This is a genomic window from Anaerobacillus sp. 63XJN7_5_ISO-PGPR-S23-430, assembly GCF_056173695.1.
In genome coordinates this window covers 1134600-1160166 of record NZ_CM149686.1, presented here as the reverse complement: position 1 = coordinate 1160166, position 25567 = coordinate 1134600, and the positions used below count along the sequence as shown (strand labels likewise).

The window sequence follows — 25567 nt, the reverse complement described above, 5'->3', positions numbered from 1 at the left end:
TACACGGTCTGAATTTCATTTTTATTGCTATTCTTTTTTACTTTGCTCATCAACACTAGGTTATTAATTATGTAACCTTTGTTCCTAACCTGCTTCGTTAGCACAATAAGGAATAAACGCTATGCAGCTATCGCTCCGATTATATTGAATAAGTTCAAATTATCCACCCATTGAAAACCATCCCCAGGTTGATAACAATGTGAAAAACTATGGATGGGTATATACTCTTTGTCTTTAAAACTACGATTGCATAGAAAAGGCCACCGAAAGAAAAAAGCAAGCTTATTATTGGAGAAATGCCAATAGATATATGTAGAAGTCCAAATCCTATACTAGTTATTAAGACAGCATAAAAGGTAGAAACATTTCTTTTTAAGCTTGATAACATAATACCTCTCCAAATTACCTCTTCAAGAGTAGCATTTATGATTGCGAACAATATTCCGAAAAGTAACATTGATTTTACATAATTAATTTCTTGATGAATAAGTAACGGTACAAGTATTGTGCTCGAACCCATTAGCCCAAAAAGTAAAAAATACGATAATTTCATTGTGTGGAATGGCATTGTGATTCGTCTTTGCCAATCTGGTAATTTTGCGAAGAAAAAAATCCTCTGTTTAAATAACGTCAGTGAAATTACTGTTAGAACAAGTATCACCATAAGTAAACTTCTATTTATTAAGATTTTCGTTTCTACAGAAATTTTCCATTCATTGATGAAGGTGCTACCGATTTGAAACATCAATAGACCTAATAAGAAGAACATAAACAACGATACGGTAGCACGGTATTTATTAGTTTTAATGTAGAAAATGAGTAATAATATTAGCGGTAATAATCCCCAAACAAACAATTTAAATGAAAAAAGAATAATACCTGCAAAATAGAAAATGGCAGAAAATAAAAGGAACCAATTCTTCCTCGGGTAGTAAATACTAATTCCCCCTTCCCAAAACAACAATTCAATTGTTTTTTATTAATTATCATTCAATCTAGCTCTAAACCTGAATAAAGCGCTAGTTATTATTAAACTAACAACTCTGAGATTCTTGAAAAAAAACTCAGTTGAATACATGTTTCAGGAATAACTGAAGCTCTTATAATTCTCTATTCTTAACTTATAAAACACTTTATCCACCTTTACAATTGGAAACTTACTCGGTAACTCCCTTTTATCCACTGCTGTAAATCCATTTTTTTGATAAAACCTATGTGCAGCGAGGAATTGCGGAGTGGTCCCCAAGTATACTGTTTGAACGGAATTATTCTTTCCCCAGTCGATTGCTTTGTTTAAAAGTAATTTTGCAACTTGAAATTCAGATCCTCTATAACTTTTGTTTACAAACATCTTCCTTAGAGCAACTTGGTTGTGTCCTAAGTCTAACAAACTTATTGTTCCAATTACTTCATTACCTATTTTGGCTAACCAAAAGTTACCCTTCCCTATCTGATAAAACTCTGGAATTTTGAGCAAATCAGGTTGGTCTTCCTTAGTAATTGCGATATCATATTCATTCTGTTGTATATGTAAAATAAGTTCAGATACCTGTTTTTGATAAGCTTCCGAAAACTCTTCAATAGTTACTTTATTTATCAACCTTATCACTCTCCAATGTCCTAGATATATCCATCCATTTTCTATCTCCCTATCCAATCCTTTATTACCAATTATTTCAAAATTGAAGAAGTAACTCAATCTTTTATTTCACATAAAATGGAGCCTATCTTATTACAGATAAGCTCCTTTTTATGTGGAGACTCGGATTCTAGATATTCTGATGGATATATTAAACTAACACCCTCCCTAAGAAAAAAGTTGAACTTCGTCCTTAAGACGCGATCCAACTTTACAATGCACATGCTTTGGTTTGCTAATTAATAATTAACGGCTTCTTCTTGTTGTTGTTTTAGATTCTTCTCAGTCTTTTTAATGTCTAGCTTCATAAGAATGGAGACGATAAGCGCTAAGAATATTAAAGCAAGAAAAACGTAAAATACAGGAGTGTAACTATCGGTTCTAGCCCGAATTTGCGAAACAATCATAGGTCCAAATACGCCACCTAGGGACCATGTTGTCAACAAATACCCATGAATGGCACCGAGTTGTTTCGTTCCAAACAAATCACCAATAAATGCAGGGAGATTAGAGAATCCTCCGCCGTAACAAGTAACAACGAGGAAAATAAGAAGCTGGAATAAGATGATATTTGTTGTAATCGGAAGCATGAAAAAAGCAACAGTTTGTATTAAGAAAAAGATCAGAAAAACATTGGGGCGACCAATATAGTCTGAAGCTGTTGCCCAGCCAAGACGACCTCCACCATTAAACACACCCATAATTCCGACCATCGTGGCAGCTGCAGCGGCTGATAATCCTACAACTTCTTGAGCCATCGGTGAAGCAACTGAAATCATCATAATCCCAGCGGTAGTATTAATAAGCATCATTATCCAAAGCAGCCAAAAGCGCTTTGTTTTAACCGCTTCTTTTGAAGTCAATTGTTGTAAATCCTTTTTATAAACTTTATTCCCAGAGGCCATATTTTGTTTCATAGAAGCTGGCATCCAGCCTTCTGGGGGTGGTGCGATGTAAGAAGCACCTAAGATTATAAAAACAAAGTAAGCTGTCCCTAATATGTAAAATGTATTAGATATTCCAATTGAAGTCATTATATTGGCTGCAACTGGCGCAGTAATGAGAGCTCCTGTTCCAAAACCAAGTACCGCTAATCCTGTTGCTAATCCTCTTCGGTCAGGGAACCATTTGACAAGAGTTGATACGGGTGAAATATAGCCAATGCCAAGTCCAAATCCACTTGCTACCCCGTAGGACAATAGGAAAAGTGGAAGTGAATCAATCGCGATCGCAATCCCTGAACCGGCTTGTCCTGATCCAAACAAAACACCAGCCAGAATTGCTGATTTTCTTGGACCATTTTTTTCAACAAACTTTCCAAACAATGCTGCGGATGACCCGGCCAGTGCCATCATAATGGTAAATGCCATCGTTACTTGAGTTGGGGTCCAACCCATCTGTTCACTCACGGGGGTGGTATATACGCTATATGCGTAGGCACCTCCGATGGAAAGGTGGATGGAAATAGCTGATAAAGCAATTAACCATCTCTTTTTCATTGCTTGCATATTATGTACCTCCTTGACTCTATTTGTAAGCGTATTCACAAAACAGGATACATTGATTGAGTAAAAAAATCAAACTATTTAAAATTATTAGAATTAACCACAAAAACATGTAGTGGTATTGTAATGAAAATTTAAAAAATCTCAGTTCAGTGGACTGAGATTTTCTTTTCTATTTATTTCAAATTGCTTATTGAACTAAAGCTCCGAGTTTATTTAAGACTCGGATTCGAGATATCTCTTACTGTCTTTTCTTTAGTACAAGAATGAATAAGTAGTTTTTATATTCTTATTTTGCTTTATTTGAGTCAATTGTTGTTCCGAGTGTTACTCCAAAAACCAAACCTATACCAGCTCCAATTGCAAAGTCATCAAATATAGTTAACCCAAGCACTGCTCCTAAAGGTAACCCAATACCAATTCCAACCGCTAGATAAGTATCCCCTGTTGTTTTTTTTTTGCCCATCATTTACATTTCCCTTCTGATAACCTTATTTGCTTTTACTCTTCCTTAATCTTGCTCCGTAAGTTAAAAAATTTCATTTATGATGGTCCTTATGCTTAAGTAATTAGAGCGATTATCTATGAAGCAAACGCCCCAGTTAGCTTCATAACTTTTTATTTTCATTTAGAATTACATTGTCGTCTCTTTTTTCTCTTTCCAATGACTTACAATAAGGCTTGCAGAGAAAATTAACAATATCAACATAAAAATTGAAGAGATTAGTGATATAATTCCTGCTTGATTACTAATGTCATTAAAGAGTTCGAACAAAAAATAAGGCATTAACAGTATGCTTATTATAAATATAACAACTTCAATTTTCACTTTTCATACCTCCATTACAAATTTCCACTTTTAATTGCATCCACTCTACGGATGGGAAAGTGAATTTATTCAATAATCTGGTCGAATTTGTAATACCAATTATTTCAAATAAATACGCATAACTCAATCTTTAATTCCAGCTAAAAGGAGCCTATCTTATTAAAGATAAGCTCCGAGATAACGGAAGATGGTAACGAATCCTACTGTAGTTTTCACCTATCTTCATACGGAAGACTTAAATTCGACATTCCTTCAGGACTCTCAGATAATGTAATCAATAGAATAATATTCTAAGTTGCCTTTTCTACTTCAAATTTCAACCTATTTAAATCCCATACGTCCTCTTCATAATTTTTAATAACTTTCACCTGTACTTCTTTCCCTTCATCATATTGATCTGGATTGGATACTCTTATAGTATGTGAATCTGGCATCTCTTCAAATATATATGGCGTGCTAGATGATTCTGCATCACTAATTGTTGACCAAGATTCGACTTTGATCTCCATTTCCCCACTTTCATTGTTGATTTTAGTTATCTCTCCTTCAATAAATGTTGCTTCTTCAACCTGAAAGCAACCTATCAAAGTAATAGCTAAAGTTGCGATAATGAAAGTTATCTTGCTTTTAAACACTTGGAACCCACCTTAAGTACATTAATAATAGTGCTTGCACTTCACACAATCCTGTGCAAAAACTTAATACCAATTATTTCAAATCCGGACATAGAATTCAATCTTTACTTCATATATAAAAGAGCTTATCTTATTTCAGATAAGCTCCGATTTAAAGGAATATTCCTTCTAAGAGTTATCTCCTTTTTCGCATTATAAGAAGTATGACAACTACTATTAGAATGATTGGAACTAGAGAAATTAATGCTATGCTCATTCCGCCCATCCCCATATTATCCCTCCTATCAATACCGCACGCCCTGCACTATCTGTATAGAGCTCTTACCTTATCTTCAGCAAAAGCTCCGATTTAACCAAACAATAAACTCAATTCAAAATTACTTTACTGCTATTTTATATCTTTGTTTTCACCATGTTTGAAAATAACTACACTACACTCTTCACACCTTAACGCTGGAACTTTTTTGACTTTTAACCATGCATCACCTATTAATATTTCACTTCCAAAATCCGCAAAGATGGAATCAGGTGAGTCTGACCAGCAAATTCTTCGAGGAGAGAAAATATATCCTTGCTTCAATTGGTTACCACATTCAGGACACATTACAACATCGTCCATTGTTAATTACACCACCTTCATCGTAGCGTTCTTAATGGAATAACTGGTTAGCCTGCACCTTCAATTTTAAATTAACTTTTATTTTGCCCGATGATTATGTCATAAGGACGAGTACTTTATAAAGTATTAGCTCCGAAATAACTGAAGATATAAGTTCATCACACTTTCTAGTACTCTCTTTATGATCAATATTTCCCTGCTGAATTTAACAATTTATGGCTTATTACTAGTGAGGCAGGAATGCAAAAGATAACAAATATTATTATTCCGATTGCATCTGTTGCAAAACTGTAAGGTATATATTTGTTATAAATAAATCTAATGATCTTAAAGAATCCGTATAACAAAACACAAGTTATTATTAAATATAATATTTTGCCAGTCATTTCTTCCATTAAACCCCAACTCCTTTTACACAAAGTCATATGAAACCTCTCAATCCACCTATATATTACCAATTATTTCAAACAAAACCGGATAACTCAATCTTTAATTCAAGTTAAAAAGAGCTTATCTTGTTATAGATAAGCTCCGAATATATTGAAAGAAGCGAAATCAATTCCTTTTATTCTATACGTCATTCTCGCTCATTCTAAATTCTTTCTTATTTTTCTTTTATCATTAAGATTTAAAACAATCTCATAACAAAGGCAACGATTAAACCCGACCACTGCTTTACCTGTTGAGATACTGAAGCAAATCATCAGCTATCGGTCCGAAATTTGCTTATTATGCAAGTAAAAGTATTATTATCGCCGATGTAGCAACAAAGTAGAAAAATGAACTACGTCTATTACCTTTCTTAAGCTCATCTATTCCCGTCGCTAAAATCATTAGTAATAGAAATATAAACAAATAAGGTAGTAAATTATGATTACCTGTAACCTTGGCATATCCTCCTAGTACACCTATTATTAAGGCGCATATAATCCTAAGCAATTTCAAAAAAGTTTCAACTCTTTTCTAATCGATTAGATAAGAATAAGCGAAATCTCTTTTTCTTATCTTGTGCACTTTAGCTAAAGAATTTGGTCCAATATCACTCAAAGAATGTTTAAATTCTTTTTTTAATTCGATAAGATCGAACTAATACATAATCAACAAATATTTTACAATGAATACTTAAAAAACCGCCGAGAGTAACTTTTATGCATTTAGCTTCATTATTATCAGTTTTTAATTCTCTAGTTAACGTCGCTCTTAAAGCTAGCCCAATATTTTCATCCTGTAATTCTCCATCTACATATAACTTTTCACCTTTCCATTTATTTTCCACCTGAATTCGATGGCCATCATACGTAGCTTCAAATATCTTCATATCTCCACTCCCTTGATCGACAAAATTAATTCAATGAACCGGCTCTTTTTGTGAGCTCATATTAACAACCTTTTATTCCATTTAACTGCCCGTTTTTTTAGAACTTCAGAATCCATGTCCCCCCTTAAACTAACTCTTTACTAGCTAAAACAAAATAGAGCGTAATCCTTTTAGATTAACGCTCCGAATTACTTGAATAATTCTGTCTTATGTTTGATGTAAAGGCGTGAGTTCTTAACTTTACTCTCTCAAAGCATCTCTAAATTCTTCATCGTTTATATATCGAATGTCTTTTACTTTTCCTTCTTCATTTGTAGAAGCCATACCCTCAACATCCATCGTTTTGCTTTCGTCATTTTCTTTATTAGTATAAGTAACCTTCATTTTGAAGTCATATTCACCCTCTTTATCATCTTCTTCAAGTGCGACTTCTTCAACCTTTAAAATATTGTTAGGATGAGCTGCTTGCAAGAACCTTACTCCTCCACTAAGTTTTACTATGTCGTTCCCATAAAAATCATCAGTCACATATGGCTTGAATTTTTCTTCTCTATAGTCAGTGAGATTTTCAGCCATTTCTCCGTTAGATTCTAACATATTTTCCTGTTCCTCATTTGGACCAGTAAACATATTTTCCAACACTGTTTTAATATTTTCCTGAGCTTCTTTTGATTTGTCTACTTTCGGTTCACTCCCCTCTGAACTGTTACCCGTTTCTTCGGAGTTCGCGCAACCGACAGCTATTAGAAGGATTCCCAGCATTATAAAAGGTAGAAAGTACTTCTTCATTGTTTTCATTGTTTAACTCCCTCCCATTCTTCATATTCATAACACATTAACCCAGAACATCTATATATATCCTTTATAACTAACCCACTTATTCAAGAAACTTGCCCTAAGACTGTACCTTCCACACCATTCGCCCATCCTTATTTTACCATAAAATAGATCTATCAAATTTATAAGCTCCGTTACAACTCACAGGTCTTTTCATGCACCAGTTTTAAAGAAGCACTTCAAAGTAGCATTATTCACCAAACTTCAGAAGATGTTTAAGGAAAGGAAAACAGTCTCTAGTCATGTTCCCATATAAGCAAATTAAAAGGAGCCCGCTTCATCACCTAAGTTGAAGCGAGCCCCTTTTTAATTCAATGGACATCATTTATTAAAAATCTTTTTCAGAAAGATAGTTCATCTGAGGACTTTGCTTTTGGCCCCCTACTTCTTTTCCTGTTTCTTTCACAGCTTCCTTCGCTCTTCGAACAGCATGACCGTATTTACGCTCCCAACTCTTCGTTGCAATAGCGAATGCAATAAGCGTTACAACTGAAAGAGCTCCAGTCGCTGGTAGGAATGAAGGCGAGATCACCCCATCTGCATAAGCTACACCAATTGGTGAGAAAAGGATGTACGTTTCGCAAATGCTTGCGATTAATAAAATACCAGCTGGCGCGCTGTATTTCCAAGGCGTCATGTTGACCTTTGAAGCCTTCGGGAAAACATAAGCTTTTTTCTGTGGCTTAACGTAAGCAATCCCAAACATGATCGCCACTTCAGCGACAAATAGAATACCGTAAATATGAATAAAGTGAATGTCGAGCGGAAGACCAAAGAGCTGTTCTGTTCCCCACACCATCATGTAGTAAGCGACCACATGGAAAACAATCGCTACCTTCGCCGCTAATGCCGGCACCTTCTTCGAGATAATTCCGATCAATACAACAGCCACAATAGGGATGTTGAAAAAGCCTGTGAATTTTCGAATCAGGTCCCATAGTCCGTTCGGTGCGTACATCAACATCGGTGACACGAAAAACGTCACGAGTGCAATAATGGAGCCAAACCACTTACTAGATTTAATCAGCTGTTCGTCTGAGGCATCCTTTTTAAACGCAGGCTTATAAATATCAAGTGCAAACATCGTTGAAGCACTATTCAATAGGGAGTTGTACGAACTTAAGACGGCCCCAAGCAATACAGCTAAGAAAAAGCCAGATAAGTAAGGTGGCAGCACATTGGTTACGAGCGTAGGATACGCCAGGTCAACGGACTTAAGATTCCCACCGTAAAGGTGAAAAGCGATAACACCCGGAATCATCATGAAAATCGGAATGAGAAGCTTAAAGAATCCGGAAAAAATAACGCCTTTCTGGCCTTCCTTTAAGTTCTGTGCACCGAGCGTGCGCTGAATGACGTATTGATTTGTTGCCCAGTAAAACATGTTAGCGATAATCAGACCGGTGAAAATTGTACCGAATGGAACCGAATCATCCGCTCCGCCAATCGCATTCAGTTTTTCGGGATTTGTCGTTGTGATGGTTTTTACACCGTTTAGAAAGGCGCCATCTCCAAGTGCGACAAGTCCGAGAATCGGAACAAGCGCTCCGATAATGAGTAGACCGACTCCATTGATTGTATCGGAAACGGCAACGGCTTTTAACCCGCCGAAGATCGCATACACCGCACCGATGATGCCGATCCCCCAAATTACAACCCAGATCGACTGGGTGTATGTAATGCCTAAAATCGATGGTACATCAAACAATTTCAGAACGGCTAGAGCCCCAGAGTAGAGCATCGAAGGAATCGTGACGAGTACGTACCCAACCATAAATAAAACGACAGTATAGCGACGTACCCCTTCATCAAACCGTTTACTAAGAAATTCAGGAAGGGTTGTAATTGACATGTTCAAATATTTTGGTAGCAAATAAAGTCCCATGAGAACAACCGCTACCCCTGCCGTTACTTCCCAGGCCATGTTCGATAAATTCGTCCGAAACGCCTGACCATTTAATCCAACTAACTGCTCAGCAGAAAGGTTCGTTAGCAAAAGCGATCCTGCAATAAACCCACCGCTCAATCCTCTTCCTGCCAGAAAATAACCTTCTGACCCATTCGTTGTTCCTCTTGTTTTCCGATAAGCTATGTATCCAACAAGCACCATGAATGCTATACACGTAAACAATGTAAACCATAGTGACTGCATCTTGACTCCTCCTCTACCCCAAGAAAAAAATTTTCTCGTATGATTGTAGTAGATGGAATATCCTTTTTATTATATTAGTAAACATTTATTTGAAATTTGGGGTAGAAAACAGGTGAAAGTTAGTAAAAAAGGAGTGGAATTCGGAAGATAATCTCTCATATAAAAAAGAGCATATAGTTCTTCCTAGTAAATCAAAAGATTTTCTAACATAATTAATAGAAAAAAGTGAATGTTGCGCATTTACCCCTTTCCCTATACACTGACACAACAAAATACTATACCTTTACGATCTACAACAGAAATAGAAAATTCCTATCAAGAATTACTCTATCACTACGAAAAGAGGTGAGTGCATGTATGCTACTGGTATGAGCACATTTGAATTTGTGATCTACTTCGCATTTATCATGCTATGCTTTGGGATGAGGATCTATCATGAACGTGTTAAAGAGCAAAAAAGCGAGATTCATCAGTTGAAAGAGGAAAATGAAAAGCTGAAAGAAGCCGTGCGTTATTATCATGAACAGCGGGGGAGTATGGGTTGAAAACGGAATAAAAAGAAGGAATTTAATCACAAGCAAACCATTATTCTAAAATATAAAAGACACATCCAAGCTGCATTCTGGATGTGTCTTTTGGATATTTATGATAAATCGCACTTTCATTGATTACTTATTCAAAGCCCACCCACGTAATCTCTCTCACTTTTTCATTAAATGAAAATTTCATTAAATGAGGTGCGTCACCATATTGATTTTCCACCTCTACTTCCCATGTGGACTCGTACTGTTGGATGTTGGTTTTTGGGGTTTCTTTTCGTACGCGTATGTATTCCTCTTCAGTAACGACCTTCTCTTCACCATTCTTCTTTAGAATGTACTTTCCATCTTTCTCATAGCCAATGTTATCCCCCGTATGACTCTCTAACCAATTTTCTACTTCGGTAGAGTTTTGTTGAGCGATATCCAGGATATTGGCTTCCGTGATTTGCGGCTTTTTCTCTAAGAGATCAAAAAGAAAGTACTCACGATAATCGCAATCCGCATCACAAACATCGACCACAAGCGCATCAGCTGGTAATTCACTACTTTCTACCTTTTCCTTACCGGCAGTACTAATTCTGTAGGATTCGTCATCCGTCTGAGGGTGATTTGTTCGTTGACCGCTCGCACTTAAAAAGTAAGCATCCACATCCTTATCTTTAAGCATAGGCTTCTTTATAAGGTCGATTTGTTTCAAGAAAAAATCCGCTCTCGTCAGCGTTTGATCCGCAAAATGCACTCCCTCACTTCCAACCTTCGTTCGTTCTACTATAAATTCCTTATCATTAGCTGCAAGTTCAATATTGTAGTGAACCTTCTCGGGAGAAGCGTTCTCTTCTACAACCATATAGAAATCGTTCATTGTTCCTTCATCACTGATTTCCATATTAAAATCGATTACTTTTGAAGAATCATTTTCATCTCCGAGCTTACTATGTATGTTCTTCCATTCTTCCGCTAAACTGCCACTATAGAAATTAGTATGAAGAAGAGCGACTTCCTGAGGTTGTTCATACAAGAACGTTTGAACCCAAGGAACAATTGATGAGGTTACGAAGATAAATAAACCTACATAAACAGCACGCTTCTTAGCCTTCACATTTACTTTAGTTTTAGTGAAAAACAAGAAGTATACGAGGGCGCCGAGTGGAAGCCGCCAATCATTGAGTTGCAACGAAAATCCCCCAAGAAACGTATAGCCGATCAGCTTTAAGAACAAATAGTGTTCAGAATCAGCCGCTTTCCGAAAAATAATAATGAGAACTATTAGAATGAGAACGTAATATAACAACCAAATCAAATTTTCCATGTTTCACCTCCTATCTAAACCGTATCATAGTGATGGTGCCTGTCACCACCCGTTTTCACTCGAACATTGTCGAAACGGGCCACTCCATCTAATCGTCACTCTATGGCGGTTTGTGATCTCCTTTTAACTCCACTATAATGGAGGGTAAGCTACTTAACAGGCTAGAAAGGAGTACGACATGTTTACGACATATCGCTCTAAAATGACAACCTGGAGAACGGTTTTCTTCATCTTTATCAGCGCGCTTACAACGCTTGCCATGTTTTTGATTGATCCGGTATCTTCTAGCTCCGGCGAATCTGCCGCTCTATATATTATGATTTTTATTTTAGTTGGGTGTGCGCTCTCGATATTAATGGCATTCGTTGTTTATCGAACAAGCGATGAGAAAAAAGGATGGGCTACGATCGGATTGCTGCTTACATTTTTCAACATCGCTGTAATCGCTTACTTTATCTATGTGGGTCTTCGGCTAGCATAAGCTGATTGAATATAAACCAAAAGCGTCACTCATAAAAAATCACTAAACAAAACAAGCGTCTTCCCTTTTACGGATGGGAAGACGCTTGTTTATGGACAGCTTCCATATGCGGACACGCCTTAAATCTATTCTCTTTCTAACAAAAGGACATCCTAACCAAGCATGCTTCGTGATAAAATACAATAAAAGGAAATGTGCAAAAAGGACTGAATCCCATGCCCAATCAATATTTTATCGGTATCACACCACCATCTGACTATCTTGCCAAAGTTGAACATTTCCAAAGAAAATGGATCAACTTCCTAGGAGTAGAACCACATATTACTCTGAAGGCACAGGGCGGACTAACTCCCGACAAGAAATGGATCAAAAAAGTGGAGAACGTATGTAAAAGGATACAGCCGTTCACAGTAGCATTAGCAGAACCTCACTACTTCGGTGACAATATCCTCTATCTAAGTGTCATTTCCGATTCGTTATTTTCGCTCCATGAAGCCATTGTAAAGGCGATTTCTCCACCCGAAGAGCTCATTAAGCAATACTTTGAATTAGATGACTACGTTGGGCATCTAACTCTCGGCAAAGAACAGTACGGTATATCGAAATCTGATTTAAAGGATATGGAGCTTTTAGCAGAACAGGAACTCACGCCCTATCCTACCTTCAAAGTAGAATCCATTCGAATTTATGAATTAAAGCCTAGCAGCAAGCGGTACGAACCTTATGTAGATCTTCCGCTAGGAGCAGATCTATAACTTATCTAAACCCCTCCGTTTCTTCAAGACGCAGGGGTTCTTCTATTTTTTAATCTCACAAGATTCTCAGCTTCAATAAGAGGAAAAGAAATGAAAGATCCTCTCTCTGTAACATAAGATGAACAAATGCATCGTTTCGAAAGGAGTGGTCCAGATGCTCGAAAAATTCGTAGATCGCCTCCCTATCATGCCAATCATTCAACCCGTAAAGATAAATCACGGGATTCCCTATTATGAAGTGGCGATGAAGGAAAGTTTTCAGAAGCTTCATCGCGATTTGCCACCTACACGCGTTTGGGGATATAACGGGCAATACCCTGGACCTACGTTTCAAGTTCACCGAAATCACCCGATTCGTGTTCTTTGGAAAAACGAGCTACCTGAAAAGCATTTTCTCCCAATTGACCACACCGTTCATGGGGCTGGCACAAACGTTCCTGACGTTCGTACTGTTGTGCATCTTCACGGTGGGGTAACACCTGATACGAGCGATGGTTATCCTGAGGCGTGGTTCACTCGAGGATTTCAACAGGGAGGACCCTATTTCACCGATCCCATTTATGAATATCCAAATCATCAAGCAGCTACGACCCTCTGGTATCACGACCATGCGATGGGGATTACCCGATTAAATATCTATGCGGGTCTCGCTGGAATGTATATCGTTCATGACGAAGAAGAGCGATCCCTCGGGCTACCAGAAGGTGAGTTTGATATCCCACTTCTTCTTCAAGATCGTTCTTTCCATCGTGATGGCTCTTTGTACTATCCTGCTGAGCCAGACCCTCCTGTCGAAGGCGTTACGCCATCGGTCCTTCCAGATTTCTTCGGTAAAGCCAATCTTGTTAACGGGATGGTATGGCCTTATCTGGAAGTCGAGCCGAGGAAATACAGATTTAGAATCCTAAATGGATCAAACGCAAGATTCTATCGATTCTCCCTATCCAAACAGCTCCCAATCGTTCAAATCGGCACAGATCAGGGGCTGCTAGGAAAGCCGGTGCCTGTCACCCGCGTTTTGATCGCTCCTGCTGAACGTGTCGACGTCGTTATTGATTTCAGTCGCTCGGCAGGCGAAACCATTACCTTAATGAACGATGCCGCATCCCCATATCCTCAAGGGAAATCTCCGAATCCAAAAACAACGGGAGTAATCATGCAGTTCCGTGTGAAGAAGAAGCTCTCTCGTCCCGATCAAAGCGTCGTTCCTCGGACATTGTCTCGGTACCAGCTCATAAACGAACAACAATCAAACAACCAACGAAACCTTCTCCTTAACATGAGACCTGATCAATACAAACGATCGATTCACCTATTAAACAATCAGCTATGGTCTGATCCAATCAGTGAAAAACCACAGTTAGGTGATGTAGAAATATGGAGTTTAGTCAATGTCACACACGCAACTCACCCGATTCATCTTCACCTCATTCGCTTCCAAATTCTTGATCGGCAGCCTTTTGATCAGAAACTGTATGAAAAGCAAGGAAAAGTCGTACCAACCGGCCCACGCATGAAGCCAGATCCCAATGAACAGGGATGGAAAGATACCGTGCGAGCAAACTCAAAAGAAATTACTCGGATCATCATGAAGTTCGTACCTTATGCAGGTTTGTTTGTATGGCACTGTCATATTCTCGAGCATGAAGATTATGAAATGATGCGACCTTATGTAGTGGTCAAAAAATAAGAGGGGGGTCAGGTACGTACCTGACCCCCCTCTTTGTATTTCTCCACCTCATAATGGTATTCTTATACCGATAATAGCTTACATAAAAGGAGCCTACATATGACGAACCCATCTATTTGCGTGATTGGCGCAGGCTTTCATGCAACGACGAACATTTATCCCGCTCTTGTCGAAACAGGTGCAACGATTACGGCTGTCGCTACACGAAACTTAGAACGCTCAGAGCAAACACTCCTTCGTTTTGGAAGCAAAGGAACGCCGTATGATAATCACAAGAAAATACTAGAACAAGAATCATGTGACGGCGTCATCGTTGTCGCACAGCCAACAGATCAGGCAGCCCTTGTTATGGACTGTATTCAAGCAGGAAAGAATGTATATGTCGAAAAGCCGCTCGGCATGACAACGGAAGAGTCAGAACTAGCGGCAGATGCTGCGGAGAAAGCTGGCGTAAAGCTCATGGTTGGCTTTATGAAGCGCTATGCGCCGATTTATGAGCAGCTTCACTCGCTTATTACAAGTGAAGAACTAGGATCAGTTCGTTCATTCGAAGCACGATTCGCCGTTGATACAACACCCTTTTGCCAGAATGATGAAGAATTCCTAAAGTTTGCTGCCATTCACATCGTTGATTTAGTTCGCTACCTATTTGGAGAAACAGCAGCTGTAAGTGGATTTAAAAATAGCTCAAGTTCACACGTCAATCAAAGCATTAGTCTTCAATTCGAAAGCGGAACAGTCGGCACCCTTTCGTTCACCGGAATGACAGCCTGGTCTAGAGAAAGCGAGAAACTGACGGTTACGTTTGATCACGGGTTCGCCTCAGCCGATGAGATTCACACCCTAACCGTGCACAAATCTCAACCCTTTAACGAACTCCCGTGGAAAGCACCGGCTGAATCCGATTCCGTCTACAGCCCTTCCGCCTCAACGATATCAGGCTCTATGAGAGATCTCTATCTCCGCGGCTTTGTCGGTGAAATGCAACACTTCGTCTCATGCTGTACAACAAATGAGACGCCCCGCTCAGATGGAAAAGATAACATTCGTACGATGGCGTTGATCGATCGGATTTTGAAGACGTTAGATTAACAAATCCATACTGATTCATTCACATTTTCTAATCACAAAAAAACTCCGTAAATCGCTACGGAGTTTTTTAATTACACTATAAACAATTTCTACCTTTCTACTCGTCACTTCTTTCTCTCCATCAAAACGACGATCAAGGCACTAGCCGTGACAACGAGCATAAAAATGTTAAGCCAGGTAAATTGGATGTCCCAAAAATAACCGACCCCAGTAATAATAGCATTCACTAACATGATCACAATAAAAGCATTTTCACTTTTAGTAGATTTCCTGTTTTCAAAAAACAAGCCCATGATCATTCACCTGCAATCTTATAAAATAGGATTCATTATTCATCTACAATTTCAAACCCCGTCCACATACTCCTTCGCTTCCAACAGCGATAACCCAAATACTTCTCGCGCTTTTTTCACGGCTTCTACCGTTTTTCCTTCCTTCATGAGTTCTCGCAATTCATCATTAATCGGATGTTCAGGTAAATCCATATGCTGAGCCATACGATTTAAGTGATCGTGCATACTTTTCATTCGTACGCTAAGGCTATTCATTTGAGAACTTACTCGAAAAACGAGATAAAAAACAGCTGCTAACAAGCCTACAAGTGCAATCTCCATCACGTCAACATTCCCCCATTCCTCATTTCAAACAGCTATAAATACAACCATACTGATAGCACACTGAACACAACGATAAATAAACCGTGTCCTAACCAGCGATATTTCCTATGAATACCAACCCGGCTTTCTAAATGTCTAAAGTACATGGCACAGCACGAAAGTCCTAAGAAACCGATCCAGAAGCCTTGTTGATCATCGTAAACGATGGCTAGCTTGATTATTCCTAATCCTACAAACGCCATGCCAACAGATCCTATCGCAGTATAAAAAAGCAATCCTAAATGATTGTTCACAAGCTTCACCACCAAAGCACTTTTTAAAACTAGCTCACTGACTAAAATGATAGTTAAATAGCACAAATCCCATAAATAAAACGTCAGCTTCTTCCTTATATGTATCTACCATATCTAACTCGTAAATCGAATTTCCTAATTCCGCTCTTTTCCCTTCAGCAATCTTATGGTCATCTCTACGAATCACTGTTTTAGACCCAATTCCAAATGACTGATAATGATAGGTGTGATCATAATAATTAAGATAGAGACTTTCCTTTAACTTGGCGACATTTTTGACTGAGTAGTCCATTTGAATGCTGCCTACTTCATCGTTATTGGAGAAAATCAGCCATTCATTTGTTCCGCGAATGCTATTTTCATTTTTACCTTTTAAAACGATGTGATGACCATCTTCTGACGAAAACGCTAGATTAAGAAACCATCTTCCTGGGCTGTCCATAATATCTGCGACAACTCGCTTCCACGGCTTGTGATAAAATCGCTTGTATTCTCCAACAAGTTCCTGTCCGTCAAACACTCGCTTCGGCGCTGCTGAGACTCGATCTCCTAAGCGTGTCACCATACGTTCTTCATCCGCTTCTGGCTGAAAAGCAAGATCCTTTTTATGCTGCCACTTCATCACAAAAAGAATCAATATAGCCGCCACCGGAAAAACCATTAGCAACAAGAGCTGATTCATCTCGAATTTCCCTAGAAACAAATAACGTAGAGCTAACCCTATAAACCCTACAACAAATAGTAAAAGTAGTTTACCCAAAATGAACTCCTTTCTCGCCAAACACAATCCAATGATTAACAAAATTTCCATTTTTGTTACACTACTACTTACGAATCGATTTAATGAAAGTTTCACACCTTATCACAGGCTAGCCCTTATCCCCACCCTCTAACAAGAAAGATCCTCACCAGCTCGCCATTGATTAATCGCTTCTTTCACAAATTCCTCCACGCCGCTTTCCTGTAAATCAATTGATTTTTTAATCCGGATACATCCTTTCCCACAATCCAAACCATTCAATAATTCACTTGCTCGATCAATTTTCTTAATATCTCCTACATAAAGGCTTACATAGGACTTTTGAGCATTAAGATTAAACAACACGCTCGATTTCCCCTTATAGCAAAGCATTTTATATTGAATGCCTTCTTCAAGCTCTGGAGCATTTTCGAGTATATACTGTCGTACTGTAAGGAGCTTTTCCTTCCTCCAATCATCCTCTAGCTTTTCGAAATATTCCTCTGGTGTTTTCGCTTCATATTGCATGGTTCATCTCCTTCTTATTTTTAAAATAAGTCACCGCACTAGCAAGAAAGATTGAATTGCTCCCGTGCCTCCACTTTCGTAAAGCGCTTAAAAACACTAACCTATTAGATAACTCTTGATAGATACATAAAAATTAAAGAGTGCGGTAACGAAAAAGAAATAACCTAAGTAGGGCGTAGCCTCTTTTTTACAACATTCTATCCCCATAACCAACTTAAGACTGCCTAGAAACAGCAGCATATAAGGTATTGCCGCATAATCCTCCGTAATACTCGCATATACAATTATAGAAAACGTTACGACCGCTAAACCGATCCTAGTTCTTTTTAATATCTCATCCACCTCCTCTTCATACGTACTTCTATCATTTATAAACTAGCTTTCCACCCCTTACGTCTGCTTATTAAAACTCCTAACCCCACGAAGCCAAATCCTATAAGATTCATGAGGAAATTACCGATGTTGCCGAAGTCGTTTACTCTTAATCCTATCAAAAAACTACCTAACAAGATTAGTGGTATCACGATAAAATACCTCAAATGCGCCCCTCCCGTTTGCCATATTAATCATAAAAACCCTCAACCTAAATAATACCATCTTTCGCCAATTATTATTTTTCATTCGAGACAATTAATGAAAGCACTATTGCACAAACATTTTCGATTAGACCTGGAACCCTCCCTTATTTTCCTTTAAACTTGATAAAGAAATAAATGAAAGGTTGATTGTTTGAAGAAGTTATTATCCCTGCTTTTAGTATGTTTATTTGTCTTCTTTCCTATAGAAGACACGCTTGCCGCTAATGTGAACAAAGAATTCTCCCTTGAAAAAACGAAAACTTCACCGGAAAACAACCGGCAATCCAATGCTAGAGAATATAGAGAGAAAACAAACACCCTTCTATTATCCACTCAAACTAGTAAAACCACATGGAATAGCGCTGAGACCTCACATAAGCTTTTGACCACACATGTACAGGCACTAGAAAACGGGAAATACCGCGTAAATGTTGTGATGGAATGGAAGAAAGTGCCCAAGAAGCGATTACATGATGTGATTAGCTTCGCTTTGCCTGAGCTTGGAGATGATTACAACATAGAGGCAAACTCGTTAACCGGAAAGCAGCTTGTCGTTGCGGAGAACATTGAAACCGGGGAGACTAGAACGATCGCTTACGAGTATACGAATACCCCGTCGGAAAAGGCAAATTCCTTTTATGTTTCTCCAGCGGAACGAGTCGTTCTAAGTCAAAACTTAAAAAATGACTGGGGCGACTACAAGGTTCGTAGCATCATCCAAACGCTTACTGGTGTGATTCAAGAGAGCGAGGAACTAAATACACATGCTCTTCACGTTAATGGGGGTTATAGTCATCAAATTCACCCTGATGAGAATTGGAGCGTACGCTTATTCCCGTATGAATTCAGCATTGATATCAATCAGTTGGTGAACGGGGATCCTTATCAAACACCCGATTCATTTGATCGTTACCTACAAGCTGAAACGCAGCTCATTATGAAATAACTTTCACTTGCACGCAAAAAAAGAGCTCGCCATGAGCCCTTTTTTTGCGTAAATCTTTATTCAGTAACGCCTACCTGATCCCAGGCTGACGCGACACTATTGTACGTAGTAGATCCGGCGCCGTATAAATCACCTGCTGATTGTAGGAAAGCCGATCTTGCGTCACTAAAGTCACTCGTTGGAGTGAGGTATGTGGTGAGAGCACGGTAATAAATTTGCTCTGCTTTGCTATCCCCAATGCTTTCGATCGTGTAATATGCCGCTTTGTTTGGAATACCACTGTTCGTATGAACGCCACCATTATCTTGAGACGTTTGAACGTAGTCATCCATATGAGACGGCTGGTTGTATGCTTCTGGATTCGATAGACTTCTTAGCGCATCTCCAGGTGTACCAGGCGTATAGACGTCTTCCCCCATAAGATAATCTTCAGGCTCGATAAAATATCCGAACACATCTGACATTGATTCGTTCAGTGCTCCTGATTGGTTACGATACTGTAGTCCCGCTGTGCGTTCTGTTACCGCGTGCGTTATTTCATGACCAACAACATCTAGCGCTGCTGATAATGGAGCAAAAGTGGTCCCATCGCCGTCACCATAAACCATTTGCGTTCCGTCCCAGAAAGCGTTGTTATAGTTTGAGCCATAGTGAACTGTAGAACGAATTGTTGCACCGTTATCATCAAAGCTATCGCGATTATGTGTCGACTCATAATAGTCATAAACAACGCCTGCATTGTAGTGCGCATCAACAGCTGCCGCTTGATCTGAAGAAACAAACTGATTGTCATCATCTGTTACGATCGCGCCAGGAAGGCTTGATCCATTATTCGCACTATACGTCTCTATGAGGCCACCTTTTGTCACGTCACGAAGAAGATAGCTACCATTTTGTGATACTGTATTTAGCGTTTTCTGATCACCCAATACGCCCGTTCCTGTTCCTGTCTCGGCGCCGTCAGCTAGTGCATTATACGCTTCTACAACGGAACCATCGCGAGCATCCACATAGATTTGCCAGTTCGCAGGATAAGGATCAATAAAGTTCAGCTGCACTTTATAAGCAAGAACATAGCGATCGCCGTCCTTATAAACGACTTTTTCTCCCTTATCCGTCATGTTTTTATTATCACGAAGACTTGTTTCAGGTTGTACATCAACATGGTTCCATGCCGTGTTAACCGCTTCTTCCTCAGATACCTTCGCATTCTTACTTCCTTCAAATTTCTTTACAGCGTCTGGATGCAAATTGCCGTTCACGGCTGCAACTTCCCCATCTTTATCTGTATGTACGATGAATGTCGCTCCATCAAGTGGTACTCCATTTACCGTTTGAACATATGTGTAATGAGTCATGCCTAGCTTATCTTTCGATTGATCGATCAGCTTAAGATCATTCTCATTCACCTGGAACAAGGCTTCATTTTCCTGTAGATATTGCTGGACATCTCCTTCACTCGCAACCTTTTGTTCTGATAGTTTACCAGATAAGAAAGATGGCACTTTCCGTTCCTTTTCCCAGCTCTCCTTTACAATCTCCATCTTTTCAAGTGCCTGCTTCTGATCCACATTCAAATCCTTTGGCGATGCGGCTGATGCGGTTGGTAGTGCGCCCCCAAATGCAAGTCCTGTCGCAAGTGCGACGGCGATTCCCTTTTTCAAAAAATCTCCTCCCCTTCTCGGAATGTTTTGAATTTTGAATACACTAGTAGCCTATCATAGAATTTCTGAAGGTTGTATTGGGAAATCTGTTAGACGATACGCCTATATACTCACTATGTTGCCATAACATTTCCCAATAACTTTCTAGAGATTTAAGTGATAAGCTTAACCTAGAACGTTTAGTGATTGGAAAAATATTCTTTTTATAGAAATCACATGAAAATCTAACCATCTATCGTCTGATCACTTGATATAATTGAGTGTAAAGGGCAGTCATTTCGTACTACAAGATTGGTACCCAACCTTCTAAGAGGTATTTTTCCTTTTCATTCGCAACAAATAATACACAATACATTTCAATAATAATTATTTCAATATCATTTCAGTTAAGACAATATAGAGGTTTCAATGTAACGAATTGGAAACCAGTTCAGGCAATATGTGAACGGTCCATTGGTTGACGAACAACTCTAGTTAGATTAGTATCTAATTAGATACTAATCTAACTTATAGGAAGGTGGGTCGTATATTGCAGTTAAACCGATTAGTTAATTTCCATAAAACACTCGGGGATCCAACTCGGATTCGCATTCTTTCGTTGCTCGCTAAAGGTCCTCTCCACGGCCAGGCCATCGCTGGCAAGCTTGGATTAAAAGCACCTACGATCACGCATCATATGACGAAATTAAGAGACACCGGCATTGTTTATCCACGTAAGGATAAAAACACCATCTATTACTACATAGATGAGAAGAAATTCCGCTCTTATTCAGAAGCCCTGCCGACTATGCTTTATCAGTCTGAACACGATAAGGAGGACGATTCTGTGAAAACGCAAGCTGTTATCAATAATTTCTTAGCATCAGATGGTACGCTCAAGCACCTCCCTTCTCAACGAAAGAAAAAAATCATTATTCTTAAGCACTTAATCAACGGATTAGAACGGGGGAAAAAGTACCCTGAGAAAGAAATGAATGAGTATATCAAAAAGTTCCATCCCGACTTCGCAACCATTCGGCGAGAGTTTATTATCAATCATTTTATGTACCGAGAAAATAACATTTACGAACTAAATCCAGAAGAAATGTGGGCGACGATCGATTAATCGCACGACCATTATTTGAATTCTGTTGAAGGTACTAAGGAATAATTCATTAAAAAAACGGATTCCCTCATAAGTGAGGAAATCCGTTTTCTTTTTACAATCCGTAATTTGTGACGCCACCATCAACGAAAATATTTTGTCCGGTAATGTAGCTTGATCCTTTAGAAGCGAAGTAAAGAACGGATGTTTTCAGTTCATCCAACTCTCCAATTCGTTTCATTGGCGTTCTCTTATTAATCATTTCTTTAAACTCTGGGTCTTCTAAGGAATCTTTAATGAAATCCGTCTTAAACATCCATGGGCTGATCGCATTCACGGTAATGTTGTTTTCAGCTAATTCGTTAGCGAGCTGCTTCGTTAAGTGAATAACGCCTGCTTTACTTGTCCCATAGACTGAGCTGAAGAAGAGACTTACATCTCCTGCAACGGAAGCGGTATTGATGATGCGACCATATTCCTGTTTCTTCATATATGGCACAACTGCCTGACTCATAAAGAAGACAGATTTCACATTTGTATCCATCACTTTGTCCCAGCCATCTTCGTCGAGATTTTCGATCGTGCCGGGTGCATTCGTTCCTGAATTGTTCCCAAGAATATCAATTTGACCATACTCTTCATTGATTGCTGCGGTTACTTTCTCAATGTCCTGCTTACTTGTCACATCGCATGAATAGGCTTTAACTTCTGCGCCAGTTTGATCAGCGATTTCCGCAGCTGCATTTTCAACCTTTTCTAGTGAACGTCCAAGCAGAACGACTTTTGATCCGCTTTCTGCAAGCGTTTCTGCCATAAGGCGACCGATTCCGCTACCGCCACCAGTTACGATCGAAACTTTCCCGGTGTTTTTAAATAAATCCATGATCTTCACTTCCTTTTATAATCTAGCTTTAATTCATAAGTATGTTGAATGTTTCACAATTTGTATTTCTATGATCCTTTATGAACCATTCGAACCATACGCCGCTCTTCGTTTAGCCAACGTAGGCTTGTGGAAAACTAATGGGTAGAGCTTACAAAAAAAGAAGACCCTCTTTCAACTATAACGACTTACGAAAGGAAACGAACATGTCTATTTTACCTAGAGAATTCTACCAAAAACCGACATTAGAACTAGCGAAGGCTCTCCTCGGATGCGAGTTAGTGAAGGAAACGGATGAAGGAGTTGCCTCCGGTTATATTGTGGAAACAGAAGCATATTTGGGCGCACAGGATCAAGCCGCCCATAGCTTCAACAACAAACGAACGAAACGCACTGAAGTGATGTTCGGGCCTGCAGGGAATGCTTATACGTACGTGATGCACACGCACTGTTTATTCAATGTGGTCAGTGCTGACACCGATGTCCCTGAAGCCATTCTCGTTCGCGCCGTTGAACCTCTCAAAGGATTAGACTTAATGGAGCAGCGAAGACCTGGACGTAAACAAAAGGAATGGACGGATGGTCCCGGCAAATTAACGAAAGCGTTAGGGATTGATCCAAGCGATTATGGGCACGCCTTAGTGCGCCCTCCCCTATATATTCAACATGGCTATACGCCGGATCACATTTCTGAAGGAAAACGAATCGGAATTGATAACTCAGGAGAAGCTCGTGACTATCCGTGGAGATTCTGGGTGACTGGAAACCCGTATGTATCGAGGTAGCTCGCAATATGCTTCCCTCAAGTCGCTTTCTTTTATTTTCAAAATCTAAAGGTCTATACTAGTACTATAGCAACAAGATATCATCTTCAATCAACTAATCAGGAGGTTTTATGCATGAGTAAAGTCGCAGTTATTACAGGTGCAGGAAGTGGATTAGGACAAGCAGCTGCTGTTCGTTTAGCAGATGAAGGGATTAATATCGTTGCAGTAGACATTAACGAAGAAGGCGGTAATGAAACGGTAGACCTGGCGAAAAAAGCGGGTGTTGATGCGCTTTTCATAAAAGCTGATGTATCCAAAGCAGATGAAGTAAAGAATTATGTTGATAAAACAGTTGAAGCCTTTGGTTCAATTGATTATTTCTTTAATAACGCCGGCATCTCCGGTAGCGGTGAATATTACTTAAATACGAAAGTAGAAGAAATTGAAAAAATCGTAGACATTAACTTGATGGGCGCCTTATATGGTGTTCGTTACGTAGCGGATGTTATGATCAAAAATGGTGGAGGTTCTATTGTGAACACAGCTTCAAGTGCCGGTGTGATTGGTCAAGATTCTGTAGTCACGTACTCTGCCACAAAGCACGGTATTATTGGACTAACGAAAAGTATCGTAGCTGAATATGCGAAGGACGGATTACGCGCAAACGCAATCGCTCCGGGACCAACGGCAACTCCAATGGTGAAGGACTTCTATGAAGCGAATCCTAAAATGAAAGAAAATGCGGAATCCGGCATTCCTCAGAAGCGTCTCGGTACTCCTGAAGAAGTAGCTGAGCTCGTAACGTTCCTCTTAACTTCAAAAGCGCAATACATCAATGGTGAAGTCATTCGCATTGATGGTGGGTTTACGAATACGAAATAAGGGCTAGTTAAGATGATGACACATAACCACACCTATTTTCATAAGTATAAAATATAGTGAAGATGGCCGGCACACTCGATTGATGTGCCGGCCATTTTTAGTAATAAGATCTCGTTTATCCAAACTACTCCCACTGATCCTTTGTTAACTTTTTTGTTTTCGACTCAAAAGTGTAATCGTAATAAGGATGATCACTAGCCCTATACTTTGCGTTAAAGTCAAAACCTCTCCCAAAATAACTAATCCAAATAGAGAAGCCGTAACCGGTTCGACCATCGCGATGATCGCCGCAACGGATGCTGACGTTTTCTTCAAACCTTCTATATATAAGTAGAAAGAAATACCTGCGCCGATGATACCGAGAGTGATGAACCAAATCAGATCCTCTGAAAACAAGGCGTCGAGCGCTTCCTTATGGTCAATAAATAGAAACATTACAATGGTAAATGTCGCAAAAGCCATACTAAGGACAAAAGGCGGGCGGCCTTCTTTAGAAGCGTTCTTAAAACCAAAAATAAACAGAGCGTACGAAAGACCTGATAATAGTCCACTCGTAATTCCAAGAATATTTAAACTACCAAGTCCCGTTTCATAAACGTTTGTTAATAAACTGATTCCCCCCATCACAATAACCATTGCAATGACCTTAAATGGGGTGACGGTCTCTATTCGAAAAAGAAATGAACTAAACAGCACGAACAATGGTGCCGTGTACATCAAAGTTGACGCTACCGCTACACCAGATTCCGAAATACTAAGAAAGTAAAAACTGAAATTCCCAGCGACCGCTAATCCTGCTAGTACTGACCACACCATCGTCTTCGTTGAATACTTTATTTTATTTCCTTTTCGATGAAGAAGTAGCCATACAAAAATACAAACAAACCCTATCGATCCTCTATAGAATGAGATCACCAGCGGATCCCAACCTTTATCCATTAATATGCCGGCTAATCCCCCGGAAATCCCCCACAAAACGGCTGCCATGATAACATAGCCTATATTATATAAATGCATTTTATACCCTCCTAAAATGAAGCCTTTATGACCTGTTTGGAGGAAATTCCCACTCTCTTAAACACTAAAACCAAAATCATGCAAACCCGTTCATATTCCATACTTTTTACTACAACGCCATAATAGTTTAATAATTATACGATAACTTAGGAATTCGCCAATAATT

The 25567-nt window shown here is 39.2% G+C and carries 29 protein-coding genes; 9 read left to right on the top strand and 20 right to left on the bottom strand.

Going from position 1 to position 25567, the window contains the following annotated elements; genetic code table 11:
* Window positions 1-154: 154 nt before the first annotated feature.
* From AC0VYJ_RS06320 to AC0VYJ_RS06275, 10 genes are all read right to left on the bottom strand, one after another.
* Complete coding sequence (locus tag AC0VYJ_RS06320; protein ID WP_475367468.1) at window positions 155-457, bottom strand: lysostaphin resistance A-like protein; 303 nt, start codon at window positions 455-457, stop codon at window positions 155-157.
* A gap of 624 nt (window positions 458-1081) precedes the next feature.
* A complete protein-coding gene (locus AC0VYJ_RS06315) occupies window positions 1082-1600 on the bottom strand; it encodes a GNAT family N-acetyltransferase (RefSeq protein ID WP_475367467.1) in 519 nt (172 codons plus the stop codon).
* A gap of 278 nt (window positions 1601-1878) precedes the next feature.
* Entirely contained in the window at window positions 1879-3147 is a 1269-nt protein-coding gene (locus AC0VYJ_RS06310) for an L-lactate MFS transporter (RefSeq protein ID WP_475366872.1), read from the bottom strand.
* A gap of 286 nt (window positions 3148-3433) precedes the next feature.
* Window positions 3434-3613 carry a glycine zipper domain-containing protein gene (locus tag AC0VYJ_RS06305; protein ID WP_475366871.1) on the bottom strand — a complete coding sequence of 60 codons (180 nt, stop codon included), beginning with the start codon at window positions 3611-3613 and terminating at the stop codon, window positions 3434-3436.
* 650 nt (window positions 3614-4263) lie between these two features.
* Window positions 4264-4608 carry a hypothetical protein gene (locus AC0VYJ_RS06300; RefSeq protein WP_430245140.1) on the bottom strand — a complete coding sequence of 115 codons (345 nt, stop codon included), beginning with the start codon at window positions 4606-4608 and terminating at the stop codon, window positions 4264-4266.
* A 388-nt stretch (window positions 4609-4996) separates the two neighbouring features.
* Window positions 4997-5227, bottom strand: coding sequence for a PF20097 family protein (locus AC0VYJ_RS06295; RefSeq protein WP_283152820.1), 231 nt, complete (start codon window positions 5225-5227; stop codon window positions 4997-4999).
* 729 nt (window positions 5228-5956) lie between these two features.
* Window positions 5957-6082 (bottom strand): DUF3953 domain-containing protein, encoded by a 126-nt coding sequence (locus AC0VYJ_RS06290; protein ID WP_475367466.1) that lies wholly within the window; start codon window positions 6080-6082, stop codon window positions 5957-5959.
* Window positions 6083-6281: 199 nt separating this feature from the next.
* Window positions 6282-6545 (bottom strand): hypothetical protein, encoded by a 264-nt coding sequence (locus tag AC0VYJ_RS06285; RefSeq protein ID WP_475366870.1) that lies wholly within the window; start codon window positions 6543-6545, stop codon window positions 6282-6284.
* Between the two features lie 240 nt (window positions 6546-6785).
* The gene (locus AC0VYJ_RS06280) at window positions 6786-7343 is read right to left on the bottom strand and encodes a hypothetical protein (protein ID WP_475366869.1); all 558 of its coding nucleotides are present in this window, start codon (window positions 7341-7343) and stop codon (window positions 6786-6788) included.
* A 367-nt stretch (window positions 7344-7710) separates the two neighbouring features.
* On the bottom strand, window positions 7711-9534 hold the full coding sequence (locus AC0VYJ_RS06275) for a solute:sodium symporter family transporter (protein WP_475366868.1): 1824 nt from the start codon (window positions 9532-9534) through the stop codon (window positions 7711-7713).
* A 353-nt stretch (window positions 9535-9887) separates the two neighbouring features.
* On the opposite strand from AC0VYJ_RS06275, the gene AC0VYJ_RS06270 reads away from it, so the two are divergent.
* A complete protein-coding gene (locus AC0VYJ_RS06270) occupies window positions 9888-10079 on the top strand; it encodes a hypothetical protein (protein WP_475366867.1) in 192 nt (63 codons plus the stop codon).
* 127 nt (window positions 10080-10206) lie between these two features.
* Here the strand turns inward: AC0VYJ_RS06270 and AC0VYJ_RS06265 are convergent, their stop codons facing one another.
* Entirely contained in the window at window positions 10207-11385 is a 1179-nt protein-coding gene (locus AC0VYJ_RS06265) for a hypothetical protein (RefSeq protein ID WP_475366866.1), read from the bottom strand.
* A gap of 178 nt (window positions 11386-11563) precedes the next feature.
* Here AC0VYJ_RS06265 and AC0VYJ_RS06260 point away from each other — a divergent pair, with 178 nt between their 5' ends.
* From AC0VYJ_RS06260 to AC0VYJ_RS06245, 4 genes are all read left to right on the top strand, one after another.
* Window positions 11564-11866: a hypothetical protein gene (locus AC0VYJ_RS06260; RefSeq protein ID WP_475366865.1), complete on the top strand. Its 303-nt coding sequence runs from the start codon at window positions 11564-11566 to the stop codon at window positions 11864-11866.
* A 215-nt stretch (window positions 11867-12081) separates the two neighbouring features.
* Window positions 12082-12621, top strand: a complete 540-nt coding sequence (locus AC0VYJ_RS06255) for a 2'-5' RNA ligase family protein (RefSeq protein WP_475366864.1) — start codon at window positions 12082-12084, stop codon at window positions 12619-12621.
* Window positions 12622-12775: 154 nt separating this feature from the next.
* Window positions 12776-14311, top strand: coding sequence for a multicopper oxidase family protein (locus AC0VYJ_RS06250; protein WP_475366863.1), 1536 nt, complete (start codon window positions 12776-12778; stop codon window positions 14309-14311).
* Window positions 14312-14410: 99 nt separating this feature from the next.
* On the top strand, window positions 14411-15403 hold the full coding sequence (locus tag AC0VYJ_RS06245; protein WP_475366862.1) for a Gfo/Idh/MocA family protein: 993 nt from the start codon (window positions 14411-14413) through the stop codon (window positions 15401-15403).
* Window positions 15404-15507: 104 nt separating this feature from the next.
* Here AC0VYJ_RS06245 and AC0VYJ_RS06240 read toward each other — a convergent pair whose 3' ends face one another.
* The 6 genes from AC0VYJ_RS06240 to AC0VYJ_RS06215 form a co-directional block, all read right to left on the bottom strand.
* Window positions 15508-15696: a hypothetical protein gene (locus tag AC0VYJ_RS06240; protein WP_475366861.1), complete on the bottom strand. Its 189-nt coding sequence runs from the start codon at window positions 15694-15696 to the stop codon at window positions 15508-15510.
* 51 nt (window positions 15697-15747) lie between these two features.
* Window positions 15748-16017 (bottom strand): hypothetical protein, encoded by a 270-nt coding sequence (locus AC0VYJ_RS06235; RefSeq protein ID WP_475367465.1) that lies wholly within the window; start codon window positions 16015-16017, stop codon window positions 15748-15750.
* Window positions 16018-16052: 35 nt separating this feature from the next.
* A complete protein-coding gene (locus AC0VYJ_RS06230; protein ID WP_475366860.1) occupies window positions 16053-16313 on the bottom strand; it encodes a hypothetical protein in 261 nt (86 codons plus the stop codon).
* Between the two features lie 34 nt (window positions 16314-16347).
* Window positions 16348-17073, bottom strand: coding sequence for a tubby C-terminal domain-like protein (locus AC0VYJ_RS06225; protein WP_475366859.1), 726 nt, complete (start codon window positions 17071-17073; stop codon window positions 16348-16350).
* A gap of 129 nt (window positions 17074-17202) precedes the next feature.
* The gene (locus tag AC0VYJ_RS06220) at window positions 17203-17580 is read right to left on the bottom strand and encodes an iron chaperone (RefSeq protein ID WP_475366858.1); all 378 of its coding nucleotides are present in this window, start codon (window positions 17578-17580) and stop codon (window positions 17203-17205) included.
* Window positions 17581-17676: 96 nt separating this feature from the next.
* A complete protein-coding gene (locus tag AC0VYJ_RS06215) occupies window positions 17677-17820 on the bottom strand; it encodes a DUF3953 domain-containing protein (RefSeq protein WP_475367464.1) in 144 nt (47 codons plus the stop codon).
* 489 nt (window positions 17821-18309) lie between these two features.
* On the opposite strand from AC0VYJ_RS06215, the gene AC0VYJ_RS06210 reads away from it, so the two are divergent.
* The gene (locus tag AC0VYJ_RS06210) at window positions 18310-19104 is read left to right on the top strand and encodes a hypothetical protein (protein WP_475366857.1); all 795 of its coding nucleotides are present in this window, start codon (window positions 18310-18312) and stop codon (window positions 19102-19104) included.
* A 56-nt stretch (window positions 19105-19160) separates the two neighbouring features.
* Here AC0VYJ_RS06210 and AC0VYJ_RS06205 read toward each other — a convergent pair whose 3' ends face one another.
* Complete coding sequence (locus AC0VYJ_RS06205) at window positions 19161-20768, bottom strand: M4 family metallopeptidase (RefSeq protein ID WP_475366856.1); 1608 nt, start codon at window positions 20766-20768, stop codon at window positions 19161-19163.
* A 529-nt stretch (window positions 20769-21297) separates the two neighbouring features.
* On the opposite strand from AC0VYJ_RS06205, the gene AC0VYJ_RS06200 reads away from it, so the two are divergent.
* On the top strand, window positions 21298-21873 hold the full coding sequence (locus AC0VYJ_RS06200) for a DUF2087 domain-containing protein (RefSeq protein WP_475366855.1): 576 nt from the start codon (window positions 21298-21300) through the stop codon (window positions 21871-21873).
* 94 nt (window positions 21874-21967) lie between these two features.
* On the opposite strand, the gene AC0VYJ_RS06195 is transcribed toward AC0VYJ_RS06200, so the two are convergent.
* Window positions 21968-22735: an SDR family NAD(P)-dependent oxidoreductase gene (locus AC0VYJ_RS06195; protein ID WP_475366854.1), complete on the bottom strand. Its 768-nt coding sequence runs from the start codon at window positions 22733-22735 to the stop codon at window positions 21968-21970.
* Window positions 22736-22941: 206 nt separating this feature from the next.
* Between AC0VYJ_RS06195 and AC0VYJ_RS06190 the strand changes: the two genes are divergently transcribed.
* Window positions 22942-23520, top strand: coding sequence for a DNA-3-methyladenine glycosylase (locus AC0VYJ_RS06190; protein ID WP_475366853.1), 579 nt, complete (start codon window positions 22942-22944; stop codon window positions 23518-23520).
* A gap of 114 nt (window positions 23521-23634) precedes the next feature.
* Complete coding sequence (locus tag AC0VYJ_RS06185; RefSeq protein WP_475366852.1) at window positions 23635-24384, top strand: SDR family NAD(P)-dependent oxidoreductase; 750 nt, start codon at window positions 23635-23637, stop codon at window positions 24382-24384.
* Window positions 24385-24528: 144 nt separating this feature from the next.
* Here AC0VYJ_RS06185 and AC0VYJ_RS06180 read toward each other — a convergent pair whose 3' ends face one another.
* Window positions 24529-25401 carry a DMT family transporter gene (locus AC0VYJ_RS06180; RefSeq protein WP_475366851.1) on the bottom strand — a complete coding sequence of 291 codons (873 nt, stop codon included), beginning with the start codon at window positions 25399-25401 and terminating at the stop codon, window positions 24529-24531.
* Window positions 25402-25567: the final 166 nt, after the last annotated feature.

Excerpts from the sequence above, each read along its gene's own strand:
- AC0VYJ_RS06195 (WP_475366854.1), bottom strand. The coding sequence starts at position 22,735 with ATGGATTTATTTAAAAACACCGGGAAAGTTTCGATCGTAACTGGTGGC.
- AC0VYJ_RS06185 (WP_475366852.1), top strand. The coding sequence starts at position 23,635 with ATGAGTAAAGTCGCAGTTATTACAGGTGCAGGAAGTGGATTAGGACAA.
- AC0VYJ_RS06255 (WP_475366864.1), top strand. The coding sequence starts at position 12,082 with ATGCCCAATCAATATTTTATCGGTATCACACCACCATCTGACTATCTT.
- AC0VYJ_RS06180 (WP_475366851.1), bottom strand. The coding sequence starts at position 25,401 with ATGCATTTATATAATATAGGCTATGTTATCATGGCAGCCGTTTTGTGG.
- AC0VYJ_RS06295 (WP_283152820.1), bottom strand. The coding sequence starts at position 5,227 with ATGGACGATGTTGTAATGTGTCCTGAATGTGGTAACCAATTGAAGCAA.
- AC0VYJ_RS06285 (WP_475366870.1), bottom strand. The coding sequence starts at position 6,545 with ATGAAGATATTTGAAGCTACGTATGATGGCCATCGAATTCAGGTGGAA.
- AC0VYJ_RS06270 (WP_475366867.1), top strand. The coding sequence starts at position 9,888 with ATGTATGCTACTGGTATGAGCACATTTGAATTTGTGATCTACTTCGCA.
- AC0VYJ_RS06310 (WP_475366872.1), bottom strand. The coding sequence starts at position 3,147 with ATGCAAGCAATGAAAAAGAGATGGTTAATTGCTTTATCAGCTATTTCC.
- AC0VYJ_RS06235 (WP_475367465.1), bottom strand. The coding sequence starts at position 16,017 with ATGGAGATTGCACTTGTAGGCTTGTTAGCAGCTGTTTTTTATCTCGTT.
- AC0VYJ_RS06250 (WP_475366863.1), top strand. The coding sequence starts at position 12,776 with ATGCTCGAAAAATTCGTAGATCGCCTCCCTATCATGCCAATCATTCAA.
- AC0VYJ_RS06215 (WP_475367464.1), bottom strand. The coding sequence starts at position 17,820 with ATGCTGCTGTTTCTAGGCAGTCTTAAGTTGGTTATGGGGATAGAATGT.
- AC0VYJ_RS06260 (WP_475366865.1), top strand. The coding sequence starts at position 11,564 with ATGTTTACGACATATCGCTCTAAAATGACAACCTGGAGAACGGTTTTC.
- AC0VYJ_RS06280 (WP_475366869.1), bottom strand. The coding sequence starts at position 7,343 with ATGAAAACAATGAAGAAGTACTTTCTACCTTTTATAATGCTGGGAATC.
- AC0VYJ_RS06265 (WP_475366866.1), bottom strand. The coding sequence starts at position 11,385 with ATGGAAAATTTGATTTGGTTGTTATATTACGTTCTCATTCTAATAGTT.
- AC0VYJ_RS06190 (WP_475366853.1), top strand. The coding sequence starts at position 22,942 with ATGTCTATTTTACCTAGAGAATTCTACCAAAAACCGACATTAGAACTA.
- AC0VYJ_RS06240 (WP_475366861.1), bottom strand. The coding sequence starts at position 15,696 with ATGGGCTTGTTTTTTGAAAACAGGAAATCTACTAAAAGTGAAAATGCT.
- AC0VYJ_RS06245 (WP_475366862.1), top strand. The coding sequence starts at position 14,411 with ATGACGAACCCATCTATTTGCGTGATTGGCGCAGGCTTTCATGCAACG.
- AC0VYJ_RS06320 (WP_475367468.1), bottom strand. The coding sequence starts at position 457 with ATGTTACTTTTCGGAATATTGTTCGCAATCATAAATGCTACTCTTGAA.
- AC0VYJ_RS06275 (WP_475366868.1), bottom strand. The coding sequence starts at position 9,534 with ATGCAGTCACTATGGTTTACATTGTTTACGTGTATAGCATTCATGGTG.
- AC0VYJ_RS06305 (WP_475366871.1), bottom strand. The coding sequence starts at position 3,613 with ATGATGGGCAAAAAAAAAACAACAGGGGATACTTATCTAGCGGTTGGA.
- AC0VYJ_RS06220 (WP_475366858.1), bottom strand. The coding sequence starts at position 17,580 with ATGCAATATGAAGCGAAAACACCAGAGGAATATTTCGAAAAGCTAGAG.